Source organism: Pseudomonas putida (assembly GCF_025905425.1).
GTDB classification, from domain to species: Bacteria; Pseudomonadota; Gammaproteobacteria; order Pseudomonadales; family Pseudomonadaceae; genus Aquipseudomonas; species Aquipseudomonas putida_AF.
In genome coordinates, this window is the sequence record NZ_CP109603.1 from 802,914 (window position 1) to 820,494 (window position 17,581).

The following is a 17,581-nucleotide window of genomic DNA, read 5'->3' on the forward strand; positions in this document are numbered from 1 at the left end:
GGCTTTTTGGGGTGAGGTGATCTGTATGTAAAGGGTCATCTTGCCTTCCCTCGCCGCATAAAATGCTTTACCGCTTAAGTGAGTAACCTGTGAGCGCACAGCCCCTCGTCACTATCGCCATTCCAGCGTTCAATCCAGAGTTCTTTCGCAGCACGCTGAGTAGCGCGCTCAATCAGGACTACCCCAGGCTGGAGGTGGTCATCTGCGACGACAGCCCTGGCCAAGAGATCGAGGCGATTTGTGAGGAGTTAGGCAGGGCTTCCCCGCTGGTCGTGCGTTACGTGCGCAATCCCCAGCGCTTGGGCTTTGCCCGCAACTTGCTGGCTTGCTTGAGCCACGCTTCAGGCGAGCTGATCAAGTTTCTCTGTGATGATGACCTGTTGTTGGAGCAGTGCATCAGCCGTCAGGCGAAGGTCATGTGTGAGCATGAGCAAGTGAGCATGGTGAATAGCCAGCGTCTGCTTTGCGATGCTGACGACATTCTTCTGCCCTCTCGCGGGCTTAATGCAGTGATCGCTCCCACCAGCGCCTTGCTTCATGGCACTGACCTGCTTGCCTCTATAGCGGACAGTACTGCCAACTTTTTTGGTGGCATCAGCCATGCCCTGTTCCGTCGTGCTCAGGTCGAGGAGTACCTGGCGACACTGGTTCAGGATGGCCTGGGGTTCTCCGCGCGCCTCGATATGGCCCTGTATATCTGCTTGCTGCGTCGTGGGCATCTGGCCAGCCTGGAGTACGTGCTGAGTATTGAGCGTATTCATGCGGGCAGGCTCAGCCATCACGTGTCGATGACAGAGGCGACCAAGGTCGAGACGGATTGGCTGCATCAGATGTTGGCTGCACGAACGGGAGAACAAGAGCCTGCCGAGGGGTGGGTACGCTACTTGCCTCTGGCATCGTGCAGCGGCGATATCGATGAGCAGTGGCAAGAGCTGGACTTCCGAAATTTCACCACCCGGCAGATCGCTTCCTTCCAGATGCAGGTCGGTACTTACAGCCTTAGCTTCACGGAGTTGTACGCTGAATGGCTGGAGTCTCGCTCATTGTCGCAAGGCCAGCAGCGCCTGCTGCCCAAGCGTATCGAGCAGTGGCCATGCCAACCCCGTATCGTGCCGGTGGTGTTCTACAACGAGGACGAAGAGCTTGCCCTGCGCGCTACGCTGGATAGCTTGGCTGCGCAGTCCTATGGTGCCAGCCGTATTCAGTTACTCGGCCCCGCTGATCTGCCGCCGCTGGCCATTGCAGGGGTACAGCATCAGATTCGCCACGATGACGGCTTCGGTGATGTCAATGCACTGCTGCTGGACGGCCAGGCCGATTGGATCGTCCTGCTGCGCGCAGGGGATCGTCTGCACCCCCATGCACTGGTGATCATGGCCGAACGCATGGCCTTGAACACGGGTAGTTTGTGCCTGTACAGCGATGAAGGTGCGTACAACGGGCGGGAGTCGAACCAGCCGATCTTCAAGCCCGACTTCAATCTGGATTTGATGCGCAGCCTGCCTTATGTAGGCCGTCAATTAGCGTTCAAATGTGACGCTGTGCGTGCCGTTGGCGGTTTTGATTCGCAGTTCGCCAGCCTGGCGCCGCACGATTTGCTCTGGCGGCTGGTCGAGGCGCATGGCTTGCAGGTGGTTGAGCACATCCCCGAATTGCTGGTACAGAGCCAATACACCTATGCCGACTGGATGCATGACCCGGCAGTGCAAGCGCATGCCGCAGCGGTGTTGCGGGCGCATTTGAAGCGAGTGGGTGTGGCGGCCGAAGTAGAGGCTGTTACGGGTAGCATGGCCACTCAGGTGTGTTATCAGCATGAACAGCAGGCGAGTGTGTCCATTCTGATCGTGGTTGGGAGTGATCTGCTCGCGCTGCGTCGCTGTGTTGAGTCCTTGTTCGAGTACACCCGCTACGGCATTTACGAAGTGTTGTTGATCGCCAGTGGTGAGGAGTCGGTCGAGGTGCGTGACTGGTTGGCGGCCATGGGCGGGTTGGGCGGCGACCAGTTGCGCATACTTGAGGTGCAGGCTCAAGGGAAGGCTGCATGCCTGAACATGGGCAGTGAATATGCCCGCGGCGAATACCTGCTGTTGCTCGATGTCGGGTGTGTCCTGTTTGACGCGCACTGGTTGCAAGCGCTGATGAGCCAGGCCCAGCGCCCGGAGGTTGGGGCCGTCGGGCCAAAGCTGTACGCACGTGACGGTACTGCGGCTTGCAGTGCAATGGTTCTAGGGTTGGGGGGGGCTGCTGGTAACCCATTTGCGGGCAATGCGGCAGATGCTGATAGCTACCTGGATCGGTTGCGCCTAGTGCAAAACTGGAGTGCGCTCAACCTGGATTGTCTGTTGGTTCGGCGCGAGTTGTTCCATGAACTGCAGGGCTTGGATACGCAGGCATTTCAACAAGATTGGTTTGATGCAGATCTCTGCCTGAGGGTGCGTGAGGCGGGTTATCTCGTGGTCTGGACGCCGTTTTCGAGGGTTATCCGGTTGCCTTCGAGCATGCCCTCCAAGGAGCGTGCTGACCAACAGGCGTTTTACCAGCGCTGGCTGGGTCTTGTTGCCAATGATCCGGCCTACAACAAGAACCTGAGCCTCAAACAGGGGGGCTTCAGGCTTGAACCGGGGTTGCGTAGCGGTTGGGATCCTTTCGTTGGGCGAGCGATGCCGTCAGTGTTGGCGTTGCCATTCAATACGTCTGCAGTCGGGCATTATCGAGTCATTCAGCCGTTCACGGAGCTGGAAGGCGCAGGCTGGATTCAGGGGCGGATCGGGTACCAGATGCCGGAACCCATTGTGTCGGAGCGTGAGAAGCCTGATGCGATGATCCTGCAGCTTCGGTATTCCGCTGAACATTTGAAGGAGTTGACTGAAATCAGGCAGTTCTCCAATGCTCGGCGCATCTTCGAAATTGACGATTATGTAATCCAGCCGCCTGAGAAAAACGACCATACCCGGAATTGGCCGAAAGACATTGGCGAGTTGCTCAGCCAGGCTGTTGGTCTTTGTGATCGGCTGGTGGTTTCCACCGAGCCCTTGGCTGACGCTTTGTCGCACATGCACCACGACATCCGTGTGGTGCCCAACATGTTGGCCGCTTCGCTGTGGACAGGTCTTTCCAGCCAGCGCCAGACCAGCATGAAACCTCGTGTGGGCTGGGCAGGTGGTACCAGCCACAGAGGGGATCTGGAGTTGATGCTGGGCGTTGTCCGGGCCTTGGCGGATGAGGTCGACTGGGTGTTCTTCGGCATGTGCCCGGAGGTGCTGCGTCCCTATGTCAAGGAGTTCCATAAAGGCGTACCGCTGGCTCAGTATCCGCGTAAGTTGGCCAGCCTCAATCTTGACCTGGCGCTGGCTCCGCTTGAGCAGAACTTGTTCAACGACTGCAAGAGTAATCTGCGGCTTCTAGAGTACGGCGTTTGTGGCTATCCAGTGATCTGTACCGACACCAAGGCCTACGGTGGATACCTGCCATGCACGCGGGTTCGAGCCAACACGACTGAGCTGTGGCTGGATGCGATTCGTATGCACCTGGCTGACCCTGAGGCCAGTTACCGCCAGGGGGATGAGCTTCGTGAAGCGGTATTGCGCGACTTCGTATTTGCGCCGCGTCATTTGCAGCATTGGGCCAATGCCTGGCTTGCAGACTGAATCCTGGCGCCTGGCAGGGCCGGGCGCTGAATTATCATTTGAAACAGGTGCTTTATGAGCGTAATCACTACCGGAACTCGCAGTGATGTAACGGTCTTTCTGCTTGGGCACGAGCAAGCCGATACCCGGGCACGTGCGCAGTTTTACTGCGAGCAGGCAGTGCTGCCTTGTCTGGCGCTGGAGCCTTTGCGAGAGGACAGTTCTGGCGCGCTTTGCCGGGAACGGTTGCAGCAGGCACTGGATCAAGTGAGCACGCCCTTGGTGGTACTAAGCCTGGATGCTGATTTTGTGCTTCCAGCGGCCCTGGACAATGCGGCAGCCCACTTGCAGCGGGTGACGTCGCAAGTGATTGGTGTGCAGGGGTATGCGCTAGGCTACACCGCTGGTGATGGAAAGTTGACTTATCACAAAGTCGGCTCGGCATTGAAGCCTTCGGGCGAGCCGGGCGCCCACGGCCGTCTGCAACGCTATGCTGAGGCTGCTCAACCGGCTTGGCGCGCCGTATTGCGAGTGTCGGCCCTGCAGGCCGTTCTGCCGCTTCTACCCGATACCGTGGACTTTGCTGGGTGGCGCGTGGCGCTGTCTTATGCATTGCTGGCTCATGGCGAGATCGAGCGTCTCGAGCAGACGGATGTGGTATGCGAGCATGTGGACAGTGCACTGCCTGCAGTGCGCCTTGAGGAGCGCTTGACCCTGGCTGTGCGGGCGCTGCGTGATTGGGATTCAGCTGGGCCAGGCCTTTGCCTTGATGACTTCGCGTTGCTCAATCGCTTTGTGCGCAACACGTACGCCGCATCTGGGCAGCAGTTGCTGTTCACCTCCCCCTGGAAAAGTATCACCAAAGCGCCTGAGCGCGTGTTCGAGCCCCAGCAGTTCGTCGCGTTGCCGTATTACAATGTTGCCTTGTTCGATTGCTTGGTCGAGCTCGAATTCCTTTGCCATGCCTGGCCGGCCGGAGCGGCGCAGTACCGAGCCCTGGAAGGCGCCTGGGTGCGTCAGCGCGAGTTGTTGCAAGTGCACGCCAACGATACCTCTGAAAGCCTGCAGCAGCGTTACTGGCAAGCACTTGAGGTGGGGCTGTTCAACCGTGAAGTTTGCCAGCGCCTGGCGCAAACATTGGTCGACGACAGCGATGCGCAGCATTTGCGCGATCTAGAGGGCTGGCTACTGCGATTGGCTAAGGTGCCTATTGCGGAGCAAGGATTGGCTGCAACCCCATCGGGCCGTTTGCTTGAGTTGCTTGATGGCATTTCCCCGGACGAGGTCGCTCGTCAGCAGGTGCTGGCACACTTGGCCAGTGCGGCAACGCCACAGATCGGGTTCGTGGTGCTGGACCTGGACGATGATGACGTTGCTTTGCAAGCCACTTTCGACAGCCTGTTGGCAAGCGGTGCGCGCAACATCAAGTTGTTGGTGCTCAAGGCCGGCAAACCACCGGTAATCACCACGCCGCGTGACACCCTGCATTTCGTTCAGGTGACGAGCAGCAACTGGGTTGCTCACTTGAACCAGGTTGTCCGTCAGTTGCCAAGCGAGTGGCTGCTGCTGTTGCGGGCTGGTGAGCAAGTGATTGCCAGCGGGCTGTTGCACCTGCTGGTCGAGTTGGGCGAAGCGCCAGCCTGCCAAGCCATCTGTGCCCATGAGGTGCAGCGTGATGAGCAAGGGCGGCTGCACAATGTGGTGCGCCCAGGTGCTGATCTGGACTTGCTGCGTAGCCAGCCTGCACAGATGTCGCGCCACTGGCTGGTGAGGCGCCAGGCTGTGCTCGACCTGGGCGGGTACAGCGAGGGCCAACACCACGCGCTGGAGTTCGACCTGTTGCTGCGTCTGGTGCAAGCGCATGGCATGGCAAGCCTGGCCCATCTGGATGACTATCTGGTACTGGGTGAGCAGTCGTCAGACACCTTGACTGTTGAGGCAGTTACGGTCCTTGAGAAACACCTCCGGCTACTGGGTTATCGCGGCCATGTCAGTGAGCGAGGCGCCGCAGGCCTGGGTATCGATTTTCGTCATGGCACTACCCCCTTGGTCAGTATCTTGATTGCTAGCACGGATGGGATTGCCGCGCTCCAGGGATGCTTGGCCAGTATTGAGCAACGTACCCGCTACCCTCGTTATGAGGTGTTGGTGGCTTGCGGCGGTAATACTGATGGCGTTCAAGAAGAGGGGCGGCACGGGTTGGGCAGCCGGGTGCGGTTGCTGACTGGCCAGCCTGGTGCTTCGCATGACGACTTGTTGAACCTGGCCGCCAGCCAAGCACAAGGCGAGTATCTGGTCCTGTTCTCGGCAGAGAGTGAGGTAATGAGCCCGGCGTGGCTCGAGAGCCTTCTTAATGAAGTCCAGCGCCCAGAAGTTGGCGTCGTCGGTGGGGCTTTGTACAACTCGGATGAAGCGCTGGCCCATGCGGGCTATCAACTGGTCGACGGCCCGCGGATCCATGAGCCATGGGTGAGCACCGATAGCCAGTGGCAGCAATCGGTTCGCGGTTGCTCTGCGGTTTCTGGTGATTGCCTGATGGTGCAAAAGGAACTCTTCGAGCAAGTGGGTGGCTTGCAGGGCGGGCCGGGGAGCGATATCGATCTTTCCCTACGTGTGCAGGAGAGGGGTTTGCTGGTTGTCTGGACGCCACAAGCTCAAGTGCTCGTCAATCTAGAATCGGCTCGTGATACCGGGGCAGCCCTGGCGCTGAGCGAGCATTGGCCACAGGCTTTCAATGGGCGCGCCTATGATGAGGATATGAAGCCCGATACGGGCTTGGCTTGGCTGGCTGCCGTGTAAGCCTCGCATCATGAATGACGGGTGTCGGTGAGTGCGAGGCTGCTCTCACCCTGCCCAGGTTCAGGCGGCGTGCAGTAGATGCTGTAACACGCCGTCTGCTGCACTCTTTACCACTCAATAACAAGTTGCCACATGAAACCTATTCGCATTGTTTGTGGAACCCGCCAGTCACGAGAGGATTTCCCGACAAAGACGGCATTGGGGCGATCCTTGCAGATTCACCAAGACTCCAACCCTGTGGAGTTGGTGCTGTTTGCCGAGAACAAAGAAGGGCTTTCGACCCTTTATAACCGTGCCATCGAACAGGCCAAGGAACACCCTGCGATCCTGGTTTTCGTCCATGACGATGTCCATCTTTGCGACTATTGGTGGGGGGAGCGGCTGAGAGAAGGGGTAGACGCTTTTGACGTCGTCGGCCTTGCGGGGAATACACGGCGTGTTACAGGGCAGCCGGCGTGGGCATTTATCGATGATAAGTTCACTTGGGATCAGCCGTGTTACCTGAGTGGCGCTGTCGGGCACGGTAGCAGCTACCCTTGTGTAGTCTCGAACTTCGGGCCTGCCCCACAGCCTTGCAAACTGCTGGATGGTCTGTTGCTTGCTGCTGATAGTGAGCGGCTTGTCCAGGCTGATGTACGCTTCGATGAACAGTTCGAGTTCCATTTCTATGACATGGATTTCTGTCGCCAGGCTGAGGCCAAGGGGCTGCGCATGGGGACGTGGCCGCTAAGCGTAGTTCACGAGAGCGCAGGTGCATTCGGGACGCCTGTTTGGCGAGAGAGTTATCGCCGCTATCTGTGCAAGTACGATGAGCAGCTCGATCAAAGCGCCCAGGAGCAAAGCGTGCAGAGCCAAATGCCAGTCCAGCATTCTTACAACCCCGATCTCCTCAAACTCATGCCTGTAAATGCTAAGCGTGTCATCGAGGTGGGTTGCAGCTCCGGTGCGCTTGCACATGAGTACAGGAAGCTGAATCCGCAGGTGCATTACACCGGTATCGAAATTGATCCCCGTTGTGCGCAACAGGCGCGGGAACACTGTGATCGCGTACTGGACATGAACATTGAAACAGCCAGTGCTGATCTTCTGGCGACTGACCTTTCAGCGGATTGTTGGGTCTTTGGCGATGTGCTGGAACACCTGTATGACCCTTGGCAGCTTTTGAACACAATCCGTGAGGCGAGTAAGCCGGGCACCTGTGTCGTGGCGTGCATCTCGAATGCCCAGCATTGGAGCGTACAGGCTCGCCTCAGCATCGGGGATTTCCGCTATGAAGACTCAGGTGTCTTCGACAGGGGGCGCATTCGCTGGTTCACGCTTGCCACCATGCTGGAAATGTTTACTCAGGCAGGGCTTGCGGTCGAGTCGGGAGTGCCGCGGGTATTTGAAGAGCCTCAGCGCGAGCATTTTCTCCCGGCTATTCGGGCCATGGCGGCGGCAGCTGGAAAAGACCCGGAACTCGCTGTTCAGGATGCGTTGCCATTGCAGTATGTAATTAGAGCCGTTGTCGGTTGACGTCTTGTAGCAAGCATTGATGCGTGAGGTGCTGGAAAGCTACTGACCCTGACCAGGGGGCGGGCATTACTGCTGGATGTCGATGCATTGTCGTCATCTAGCGGGTCTGCGTAGCAATCCACCACCCTCGGGCGCCGCGCAGGGGCGCCTGGCTGGCGGGTCCTTTCATCCATGATTCGACAAAAAGCACGTGACTCGAGAGTCACGGCAAGCATCTTCACTGTTATGATTGCCTCAACCCGGAACGGCTGAGCTAGCGACCGCGTAGCCAGGCGTATTGTCTTGGCTGACAGGCACTCGCGGTGCTCAGCAGGCATTTCGCTTTTTCTGAATTGGGAAGCCATATGATTGGCATTAAAAATATCGCCAGTTACGTGCCAGCTGAAGGGGTAGACAACTACGCCCAAGGTGCGAAATTCGGCAAGGATCAGGACTTCATCTTTGGCAAAATTGGGTCGACCTTCTTGCCGCGCAAGGACGGCAACCAGGAAACTTCCGACCTCTGTGTAGAGGCTGCCAGGAACTTGTTCGATGCCAGTCCATCGCTGGACCCTTCATCCATCGACGCTGTGATCGTGGTTACCCAGAACGGTGATGCCGAAGGGCTGCCACACACTGCGGCGATTGTGCAGCACAAGCTCGGCCTGTCGACCGCCGTTGCTGCCTTTGATATTTCCCTGGGTTGCTCGGGCTATGTGTATGGTCTGTACGCAATGAAGGGCTTCATGGAAGCTGCTGGCCTGAAGAACGGTTTGCTGCTTACCGCCGACCCCTATTCTAAGATCGTCGACCCCGAGGATCGTAACACCACGATGCTGTTCGGTGATGCCGCGACGGCTACTTGGATGGGAGAGGGTGCTGACTGGCAGTTGGGCAAGTCGCTGTTCGGCAGTGATGGTGCGGGCGCTGAGCACCTGCGAACCACTGATGGCAAGTTCTTCATGAACGGCCGGCAGGTCTATAACTTCGCCCTGGTTAAGGTGCCCGCGCACCTGCAGCAGTTGCTTGAGGTCAGCGAGCTGAGTGCCGATGATATCGACCTGTACTGCTTGCATCAGGGCAGTGCTGCGATTGTCGATGCTGTATCTGCACGGTTCGATGAGGGTGAGCACAAGCAGAAGTTCGTCAAGGATATGGTCGAGACCGGTAATACCGTGTCGTCCAGCATCCCTTTGCTGCTGGAAAAGCACGTGCTCGGTTCGCGCCATAAACGCGTTGCGCTCAGTGGCTTCGGTGTTGGGTTGTCGTGGGGCTCCGCTATTATCGAGCGCTGCGACTGATCGCCCGCCGCTATACAGAACGCCGCCATCTGGCGGCGTTTTGGTTTCTCGCATCTGCCTGGCATTAGCGCTTCCCTGAGCCCAGTAAATCTCCTGTGTCGTAGGCAGATACATGCAAAAAAGGGTGCCTGTATTCTGGCGTCAAGTTACTGATTTCATTGGGCTGGCAGGGTGCCAGTAATTTTTTTCCAAAAACGGCTAAAGCAAACAGCCCTGACGACGATAACTACTACGAAGGTTCTCTGTGCCGCACCCGGCGAATTGCCAAGGCCGGAAGCCGTAGTACACAATCCAACGAGGAATTCGTCATGGCTTTGACTGTTACCACCAACACCACCTCTCTGGGCGTTCAGAAGAACCTGAACCGTGCTTCCGACGCACTGGCCACCTCGATGACCCGTCTGTCCTCCGGCCTGAAAATCAACAGCGCCAAAGACGACGCCGCCGGCCTGCAGATCGCAACCCGCATGACTTCGCAGATTCGTGGTCAGACCATGGCGATCAAAAACGCCAACGACGGTATCTCCATCGCCCAGACTGCTGAAGGCGCGATGCAAGAGCAGACCAACATGCTGCAGCGTATGCGTGAACTGGCACTGCAAGCACGAAACGACTCCAACAGCTTCAAGGACCGTGACGCGCTGAATGGCGAGTTCCAATCGATGCTGGAAGAAATCAACCGTGTTGCTGACAGCACCGAGTTGAACGGTAAAAAGCTGCTGAGCGGCGCTGCCGGTACCATGACCTTCCAGGTGGGTTCCAATGGCGGTACTGGTAACCAGATCCAGATTACCCTGAGTGCAGCCGTAAACAGCTCGTCCAGCGGTGTTCTGAAAGCGCTGGGTACGAACTCGAGTATCGCCATGACCGGCACTGGCATGGCTCCTTCTGCCTACGACGCCCTGTTCCAGAAGGTCATCACCGGTATCGATGACGCGCTGCAGGCCATCAACAGCACCCGTGCTCAGCTGGGTGCGGCGCAGAACCGTCTGACCAGCACCATCAACAACCTGCAAAACATCAACGAAAACGCCGAAGCGGCCCGTGGCCGCGTACAGGACACCGACTTCGCTGCTGAAACTGCCCAGCTGACCAAGCAGCAGACTCTGCAGCAAGCGTCGACCTCGGTTCTGGCCCAGGCCAACCAGCTGCCATCGGCAGTTCTGAAGCTGCTGGGCTAATCTGCCTGACAGTCATTAGCGGGGGAGTGCACATGTGGCACTTCCCCGCTTTTTCATTGCGAGGTGGCAGAGATGGACATGAACCTCAAGTTGAACCTGTCTTATCAGTCAGCGCGAACGGCGGAGCAGCTTGCCGACAAGCCGATTGCCAAGTCGATAGGGGTTTCTGCTGATAGCAAGAAAGACGACCCGGTGAAGGTTCAAGGCGTTGACGATGTTAAAAGCGCCGTTGCCGAGATCGAAAAGTTTTTGAGCGAAACTCGACGAAATCTGCAGTTCTCCACCGACGAGGAGTCCGGCAAGATTGTAGTCAAGGTCATCGCCAGTGACAGTGGAGAGCTGATTCGCCAGATACCCTCCGAAGAGGCCCTGCGGATCGCCCACAGCCTGAGCGATGTCAACAGTATTTTGTTCGACGCCAAGGCCTGAGCGGCGGCGAACACCAAGGATGTAATCACGTCAGCACTTGCAGGTAGTGGGGCTGACGCTGTAACGAGAGGAAAACTTCATGGCAAGCCCGATTCTTCCCTCTACTGGCCTGGGTTCTGGTCTTAAAATTACTGAAATCGTCACGGCGTTGGTCCAGTCCGACACCGCTGCGAAGCAGGCGCAGATCACCCGGCAGACCAGCAACAACAGTGCGATGATCTCGGGCGTGGGTGCGCTGCGCAGCGCGCTTACGGCGTTCCAGAGCGCCATGAAGAAGCTCAATGATCAGAATGCGCCGGCGTTCAATGCGTATGCGGCGACTTCATCCAATGACAAGGCCGTGAAGGTAACCTCCAGCAACACTGCGGTCGCTGGCAGTTATGATGTTCAGGTGACCAAGTTGGCAGCGGGTTCGAAGGTGGCCAGCCAGCAATTTGTCGGGGGGCCCAGCTCGGCGATCAGCAAAGGCGTGCTGACTATCGGGCAGGGCGACCCCGCGAAGGGTGGTAAGGCCTATACGCTCGATATAGGCCCGGATTCCACGCTGCAAAGCGTGCGTGACCAGATCAATAAAGAGCTGGGGGTTAACGGCATCAGCGCCAACATCGTCAATGGCGAGGGTGGTGCGCGCCTGGTGTTGTCGTCCACGGTCACGGGGAAGGGGTCGGACCTGAGTTTGTCAGGGGTTCCTGAGTTGATCATCGACGGCACCCAGTCTATGGCGGAAAGCGATAACGGTGCTGGCCATATTGCGGGTGTGGCCCATGATGCGGAGCTGACCATCGACGGCCTGAAGGTCACCAGTGCTACCAATAAGCTCACTGATGCAGTGAGTGGTATGACGCTGGAGTTGTTGAGCGAGACTGCAGTGGCCGCCAAGGTCACCGTGGCACCTAACAATGATGGCCTGAAAACGTCGGTTCAGTCCTTTGTCGACGCTTATAACACCCTGCAAAAGGCAATTACGTCCCTCACGGCGACCGAGCGTGATAAAGATGACAACCTGGTGTTGGGTTCCTTGACCAATGACCCGACCACCCGTTCGTTGCTAGGTGATATTCGCAAAGTGCTTGCCGAGGTGGGGTCTGGGAATCAGCTGACCACCTTGGGCCAGCTCGGGATCAATACCCAGAAAGACGGCACGCTGGAGTTCAATAGCACCAAGTTCACGGCTGCGCTGAACGACAAGAAGCTGGGGGCTGAGGTGCAAGAGCTGTTCACGGGCACCAATGGTGTCTTCGAGCGTATGAACAAGGCTATTGATCCTTACAATGGGGCGGATGGCAGCTTGGCCAATCGGAAGGCTAACCTGGACAGTGCGGCCAAAAACCTGAGTGATCAGCAGGCCGCGCTTGATCGCCGTACCAGCTCCTTGACCGAGTCGTTGACCCGAAAATACGTAGCCCTGGATACCGCGCTGGGCAAGATGAAGGCGCAGTCGGACCAGATTACCTCGATCTTCGAAGCGATCAACGCTCAAGCCAAGAAGTCCTGATTGGCACATGCCAGTCGAAAAGCCCGGCCACACCCTAGGTGTGCCGGGCTTTTTGCTGGGGGTTGGCGCTAAAGTTTTTTGACGGGCCACCGATAAACCGGGTATACGCAACCTTTACCGCAGCAACGAGGTAGACCATGAATCCGATGTTGGCCCTTCGTCAGTACCAGAAAGTAAACAGCGTGGCGCAGACTTCCGAGGCCAGCCCGCACCGCCTGGTACAGATGCTCATGCAAGGCGGCCTGGATCGTCTGGCGCAGGCCAAGGGTGCTATCGCCCGCAAGGATGTGGCGCAGAGGGGCATCCTGATCGGTAAGGCCATCGATATCATCGGCGGGCTGCGTGAAGGGTTGGACCTGGATAATCATGCCGACACCCTGAGCGACCTCGACAGCCTCTATACCTATATGAGTCGTCGCCTGATCGAGGCAAATGCCAAGGGCGACCCGGCTATTATTGATGAAGTGGCGCGTTTGCTGATCACTGTCAAGGAAGGTTGGGATGCGATTGCCGATCAGCAACCCGAAGCAGTCTAGGAGAGTGGTATGAGCGAGGTGATCGAGCGTATCGAGCAGACCCGTGAGGCGCTGGTGTCTGCACTGGCCTCGCGCGACTGGAATGCAGTCGGCGAGCTCGACCTCGAATGCCGCTTGTGCGTCGATGATGTACTGGCCGAAGCCCGTGAAAATGAGGCCGAGGTGCGTGGCAGTCTGGAGCAGTTGCTGGGCGTTTATCGGCAATTAATTGAGGTCGCAAGTGACGAGCGTCAATCAATGGTCGATGAAATGACGAAAATCCGTCAGGCGAAAAGCGCCGCAAAGGTATACCATCTGTTCTCGTGACCACAGATCTTGCAAAAAACCATGCGTCATTAATTTGACTGGATGGTGTTTTTTGACTTTACTAGTGGCTGTTTTCGAATTTCGTACGTCCGAACGCTGACCGTTCAGTCGGAATGATGTCGAGCACGCCCCAAAGGGCGCCGATATGACTAGGGAAGTTGCTATTGCATGTGGCGTGAAACCAAGATTCTTCTGATCGATGACGACAGCGCTCGCCGCCGCGATCTGGCGGTGGTCCTGAATTTTCTAGGCGAAGAAAACCTCGCGTGCTCGAGCCAGGACTGGCGGCAGGCGGTGGAATCGTTGTCTTCGAGCCGGGAAGTGCTGTGCGTGCTTGTCGGTGCTGTGGATGCTCCGGGTAATCTCCTTGGGCTCGTTAAGACAGTGGCTGGGTGGGATGAGTTCCTTCCAGTGCTGCTTTTGGGTGAAAATTCTTCTGCGGAGTTCCCGGAAGAGCTTCGCCGTCGGGTCCTTTCCAACCTCGAAATGCCGCCGAGCTACAGCCAGTTGCTCGATTCGCTGCACCGTGCCCAGGTCTATCGCGAGATGTACGACCAGGCACGCGAGCGCGGGCGCCAGCGCGAGCCAAACCTGTTCCGCAGCCTGGTCGGCACCAGCCGCGCCATTCAGCATGTGCGGCAGATGATGCAGCAGGTGGCGGACACCGATGCCAGCGTGTTGATCCTCGGCGAGTCGGGCACCGGCAAAGAGGTGGTGGCGCGCAACCTGCACTACCACTCCAAGCGCCGTGATGCGCCCTTCGTGCCGGTCAACTGCGGCGCGATTCCGGCTGAGCTGCTGGAAAGCGAACTGTTCGGTCATGAGAAGGGGGCCTTTACCGGTGCCATCACCAGCCGTGCCGGGCGTTTCGAGTTGGCCAACGGCGGCACTCTGTTCCTCGACGAGATCGGCGACATGCCGCTGCCGATGCAGGTCAAGCTGTTGCGCGTGTTGCAGGAGCGCACTTTCGAGCGGGTTGGTAGCAACAAGACTCAGAGTATCGATGTGCGCATCATCGCCGCGACCCACAAAAACCTCGAAAGCATGATCGAGGATGGGAGCTTCCGCGAAGACCTGTACTATCGCCTGAACGTCTTCCCCATTGAAATGGCGCCCCTGCGTGAGCGGGTGGAAGACATCCCGTTGCTGATGAACGAGCTGATCTCGCGCATGGAGCACGAGAAGCGTGGTTCCATCCGTTTCAACTCTGCCTCGATCATGTCGCTGTGTCGGCATGGCTGGCCGGGCAACGTGCGCGAGCTGGCCAACCTGGTCGAGCGTATGGCGATCATGCACCCGTACGGGGTGATCGGTGTGTCCGAACTGCCGAAGAAATTCCGCTACGTCGATGATGAAGACGAGCAGATGGTCGACCACCTGCGCAGTGATCTCGAAGAGCGCGTCGCCATCAACGGCCATGCGCCGAACTTCGCCAGCCCGGCTATGCTGCCGCCTGAAGGCCTTGATCTCAAGGACTACCTGGGCAGCCTGGAGCAGGGCCTGATCCAGCAGGCGCTGGATGATGCCAATGGTATCGTTGCGCGCGCGGCTGAACGTTTGCGTATCCGTCGCACCACCCTGGTCGAGAAGATGCGCAAGTACGGCATGAGCCGTCAGGGTGGCGAGGAGCAGGCGGAGGATTGAGGTGTTGCCTGCGGGGGTGTAGGGCTTTAGTTTTGTGTCGCGCTCGATCTCCCAGGCACTCAATACCTCAAGGCCAGCAATAAAACCCCATCTTCGGCACGGCTATTGCTACATCGCTGGCACCACACCGTTTTTATGACGGTCAGCCACGCGAGAGAGCACGATGCCCCAGGCCGCCCACGTTTCCCGAGCCCCCGATCTGCAGGGGCATACCCCGGTCGAGCAGGAAAGCCGACAGGGTGTCGAGCAGGCTTTCGCCTTGTTCAATCAGGTTTCCAGCCAGCTAAGCCAGTCGTACAGCCTGCTCGAAGCTCGCGTCAGCGAGCTCAAGGGCGAGCTGGCTGTGGTCAGCGCCCAGCGCATGGATGAACTGAACGAAAAGGAACGCCTGGCCAACCGCCTGCAGAACCTGCTGGACCTGTTGCCCGGCGGGGTGATCGTGATTGATGGCCAGGGCAGGGTGCGTGAAGCCAACCCGGCCGCCTGCGAACTGCTCGGCGAGCCGCTGATCGGTGAGCTGTGGCGCCAGGTAATTGCCCGCAGCTTCGCCCCACGCAAGGATGACGGCCACGAGGTGTCGCTGCGTGACGGTCGCCGCCTGTCCATCGCTACCCGTTCGCTGGATGCCGAGCCCGGCCAGTTGGTGTTGCTCAACGACCTGACCGAAACCCGTCGCCTGCAAGACCAGCTGGCGCGTCACGAGCGCTTGTCGTCCTTGGGGCGCATGGTCGCCTCGCTGGCCCATCAGATCCGCACGCCACTGTCGGCAGCCATGCTCTACGCCAGCCACCTGGCCGATAGCGAGCAAGACTTGAGCGCTGAAACCCGACAGCGCTTCGCCGGCACCTTGAAAGAGCGCCTGCACGAGCTGGAGCACCAGGTGCGCGACATGTTGGTGTTCGCCCGCGGCGAGCTGCCGCTGGGCGATCGTGTGACCCCAAAAGCATTGTTCCAGGCCCTGCAGCAGGCGGCACAGTCGCACGTGCAAGGGCATGCCGTGCGTTGGCAGTGCGACAGCCACCTGGGCGAGCTGCTGTGCAACCGCGACACCCTGGTCGGCGCCTTGCTCAACCTGATCGAGAATGCCCTGCAAGCCTGCGAAGAACCGGCCCGGCTCAAGGTGCACGTGTTCCGTCGCGAGCAGGTGTTGCACCTGTGCGTGAGTGATGCCGGCAGCGGTATCGACGCCGATTTACTGAGTCGCCTGGGCGAGCCATTCTTGACCACCAAGGCCACCGGCACTGGGCTGGGCCTGGCCGTGGTCAAGGCCGTGGTGCGCGCGCACCAGGGCACCCTCAGTGTGCGCTCGAAGGTTGGGCGCGGGACCTGCGTGCGGGTGGAGCTGCCGCTGATCGATGGGCAACTGGCGGAGGCGGGCTGATGGCGATCAAGGTGCTGCTGGTCGAAGATGACCGCGTATTGCGCCAGGCGCTTGGCGACACTCTGGAAATCGGCGGTTTTGCCTACCGCGCCGTGGGCAGTGCCGAAGAGGCGCTGGAGGCGGTGCTGGCCGAGGCGTTCAGCCTGGTGGTCAGTGACGTGAACATGCCCGGCATGGATGGGCATCAGCTGCTGGCGCAATTGCGCCGCCAGCAGCCGCAACTGCCGGTGCTGCTGATGACGGCGCATGCCGCAGTCGAGCGTGCTGTGGAGGCGATGCGCCAGGGCGCTGCCGATTACCTGGTCAAGCCCTTCGAGCCCAAGGCATTGCTGAGCCTGGTGGAGCGCCACGCCGCCGGGCTTGTGAGTGCGGCGGAAGAAGAGGGGCCGGTGGCCTGCGAGCCAGCCAGCCGACAGTTGCTGGAGCTGGCGGCGCGGGTGGCGCGCAGTGACTCGACCGTGTTGATCTCTGGCGAGTCGGGTACCGGCAAGGAAGTGCTGGCACGCTACATTCATCAGCAATCGCTGCGGGCAGCCCAGCCCTTTGTGGCGATCAACTGCGCCGCCATCCCCGACAACATGCTCGAAGCCACCCTGTTCGGTCACGAGAAAGGCGCCTTCACCGGCGCTATCGCGGCCCAGGTCGGCAAGTTCGAGCAGGCCGAGGGTGGCACCTTGTTGCTCGACGAGATTTCCGAGATGCCTCTGGGCCTGCAGGCCAAGCTGTTGCGGGTGCTGCAGGAGCGTGAGGTGGAGCGGGTGGGTGGGCGTAAGCCGATCAGCTTGGACATTCGTGTGGTGGCCACCACCAACCGCGATCTGGCTGGCGAAGTAGCGGCTGGGCGCTTTCGTGAAGACCTGTATTACCGACTGTCGGTGTTCCCCCTGGCCTGGCGCCCGCTGCGCGAGCGGACCGGCGACATCCTGCAGTTGGCCGAACGCTTGCTGGCCCGTCACGTTGCCAAGATGAAACACGCGCCGGTGCGTTTGTCTGCCCAGGCGCAGGCCTGCCTGCAGTCGCATGCCTGGCCGGGTAACGTGCGCGAACTGGACAACGCCTTGCAGCGGGCGCTGATCCTGCAGCAGGGCGGGGTGATCGAGGCGGCGGATTTCTGTCTGGCAGGCGCCATTCCATTGTCAGCTGGTGCGGCGCCTTCTACGGCCGAGGTGGCCGCTGAGGCCAGTGCCCTGGGTGATGACATGCGCCGCCATGAGTACCAGATGATCATCGACACCTTGCGCGCCGAGCGCGGCCGCCGCAAGGAAGCTGCCGAGCGCCTGGGCATCAGCCCGCGCACCCTGCGTTACAAGCTGGCGCAGATGCGCGACGCCGGGTTCGATGTCGAGGCCAGTCTCTTCGGCTGATAAGCCGCAGGTGCGTGTTATGTCG

The 17,581-nt window shown here is 59.2% G+C and carries 12 protein-coding genes; all 12 read left to right on the forward strand.

Annotation, left to right across the window (positions count from 1 at the left end):
* Positions 1-89 precede the first annotated feature (89 nt).
* The 12 genes from OGV19_RS03645 to OGV19_RS03700 all read left to right on the forward strand — a co-directional run bounded on the left by OGV19_RS03645 (position 90) and on the right by OGV19_RS03700 (position 17,556).
* On the forward strand, positions 90-3,647 hold the full coding sequence (locus OGV19_RS03645) for a glycosyltransferase (RefSeq protein WP_264312174.1): 3,558 nt from the start codon (positions 90-92) through the stop codon (positions 3,645-3,647).
* Positions 3,648-3,701: 54 nt separating this feature from the next.
* On the forward strand, positions 3,702-6,425 hold the full coding sequence (locus tag OGV19_RS03650) for a glycosyltransferase (RefSeq protein ID WP_264312175.1): 2,724 nt from the start codon (positions 3,702-3,704) through the stop codon (positions 6,423-6,425).
* Between the two features lie 132 nt (positions 6,426-6,557).
* On the forward strand, positions 6,558-7,940 hold the full coding sequence (locus OGV19_RS03655) for a class I SAM-dependent methyltransferase (RefSeq protein WP_264312176.1): 1,383 nt from the start codon (positions 6,558-6,560) through the stop codon (positions 7,938-7,940).
* A gap of 344 nt (positions 7,941-8,284) precedes the next feature.
* Entirely contained in the window at positions 8,285-9,220 is a 936-nt protein-coding gene (locus tag OGV19_RS03660; RefSeq protein WP_264313881.1) for a ketoacyl-ACP synthase III, read from the forward strand.
* A gap of 308 nt (positions 9,221-9,528) precedes the next feature.
* Entirely contained in the window at positions 9,529-10,401 is an 873-nt protein-coding gene (locus OGV19_RS03665) for a flagellin domain-containing protein (protein WP_264312177.1), read from the forward strand.
* Between the two features lie 72 nt (positions 10,402-10,473).
* The gene (locus tag OGV19_RS03670) at positions 10,474-10,830 is read left to right on the forward strand and encodes a flagellar protein FlaG (protein ID WP_264312178.1); all 357 of its coding nucleotides are present in this window, start codon (positions 10,474-10,476) and stop codon (positions 10,828-10,830) included.
* A gap of 79 nt (positions 10,831-10,909) precedes the next feature.
* Positions 10,910-12,325: a flagellar filament capping protein FliD gene (gene fliD, locus OGV19_RS03675; protein WP_264312179.1), complete on the forward strand. Its 1,416-nt coding sequence runs from the start codon at positions 10,910-10,912 to the stop codon at positions 12,323-12,325.
* Positions 12,326-12,462: 137 nt separating this feature from the next.
* Entirely contained in the window at positions 12,463-12,861 is a 399-nt protein-coding gene (fliS, locus tag OGV19_RS03680; RefSeq protein WP_264312180.1) for a flagellar export chaperone FliS, read from the forward strand.
* 9 nt (positions 12,862-12,870) lie between these two features.
* The gene (gene fliT / locus OGV19_RS03685; protein ID WP_264312181.1) at positions 12,871-13,167 is read left to right on the forward strand and encodes a flagellar protein FliT; all 297 of its coding nucleotides are present in this window, start codon (positions 12,871-12,873) and stop codon (positions 13,165-13,167) included.
* Between the two features lie 168 nt (positions 13,168-13,335).
* Positions 13,336-14,811 carry a transcriptional regulator FleQ gene (fleQ, locus tag OGV19_RS03690; protein WP_264312182.1) on the forward strand — a complete coding sequence of 492 codons (1,476 nt, stop codon included), beginning with the start codon at positions 13,336-13,338 and terminating at the stop codon, positions 14,809-14,811.
* A gap of 163 nt (positions 14,812-14,974) precedes the next feature.
* On the forward strand, positions 14,975-16,192 hold the full coding sequence (locus OGV19_RS03695) for a sensor histidine kinase (RefSeq protein WP_264312183.1): 1,218 nt from the start codon (positions 14,975-14,977) through the stop codon (positions 16,190-16,192).
* Positions 16,192-17,556, forward strand: a complete 1,365-nt coding sequence (locus OGV19_RS03700) for a sigma-54-dependent transcriptional regulator (RefSeq protein WP_264312184.1) — start codon at positions 16,192-16,194, stop codon at positions 17,554-17,556. The genes OGV19_RS03695 and OGV19_RS03700 overlap by 1 nt, the downstream gene beginning before the upstream one ends.
* The last annotated feature ends 25 nt before the right edge of the window (positions 17,557-17,581 follow it).

Excerpts from the sequence above, each read along its gene's own strand:
- OGV19_RS03650 (WP_264312175.1), top strand. The coding sequence starts at position 3,702 with ATGAGCGTAATCACTACCGGAACTCGCAGTGATGTAACGGTCTTTCTG.
- OGV19_RS03655 (WP_264312176.1), top strand. The coding sequence starts at position 6,558 with ATGAAACCTATTCGCATTGTTTGTGGAACCCGCCAGTCACGAGAGGAT.
- OGV19_RS03660 (WP_264313881.1), top strand. The coding sequence starts at position 8,285 with ATGATTGGCATTAAAAATATCGCCAGTTACGTGCCAGCTGAAGGGGTA.
- OGV19_RS03665 (WP_264312177.1), top strand. The coding sequence starts at position 9,529 with ATGGCTTTGACTGTTACCACCAACACCACCTCTCTGGGCGTTCAGAAG.
- OGV19_RS03670 (WP_264312178.1), top strand. The coding sequence starts at position 10,474 with ATGGACATGAACCTCAAGTTGAACCTGTCTTATCAGTCAGCGCGAACG.
- fliD (WP_264312179.1), top strand. The coding sequence starts at position 10,910 with ATGGCAAGCCCGATTCTTCCCTCTACTGGCCTGGGTTCTGGTCTTAAA.
- fliS (WP_264312180.1), top strand. The coding sequence starts at position 12,463 with ATGAATCCGATGTTGGCCCTTCGTCAGTACCAGAAAGTAAACAGCGTG.
- fliT (WP_264312181.1), top strand. The coding sequence starts at position 12,871 with ATGAGCGAGGTGATCGAGCGTATCGAGCAGACCCGTGAGGCGCTGGTG.
- fleQ (WP_264312182.1), top strand. The coding sequence starts at position 13,336 with ATGTGGCGTGAAACCAAGATTCTTCTGATCGATGACGACAGCGCTCGC.
- OGV19_RS03695 (WP_264312183.1), top strand. The coding sequence starts at position 14,975 with ATGCCCCAGGCCGCCCACGTTTCCCGAGCCCCCGATCTGCAGGGGCAT.
- OGV19_RS03700 (WP_264312184.1), top strand. The coding sequence starts at position 16,192 with ATGGCGATCAAGGTGCTGCTGGTCGAAGATGACCGCGTATTGCGCCAG.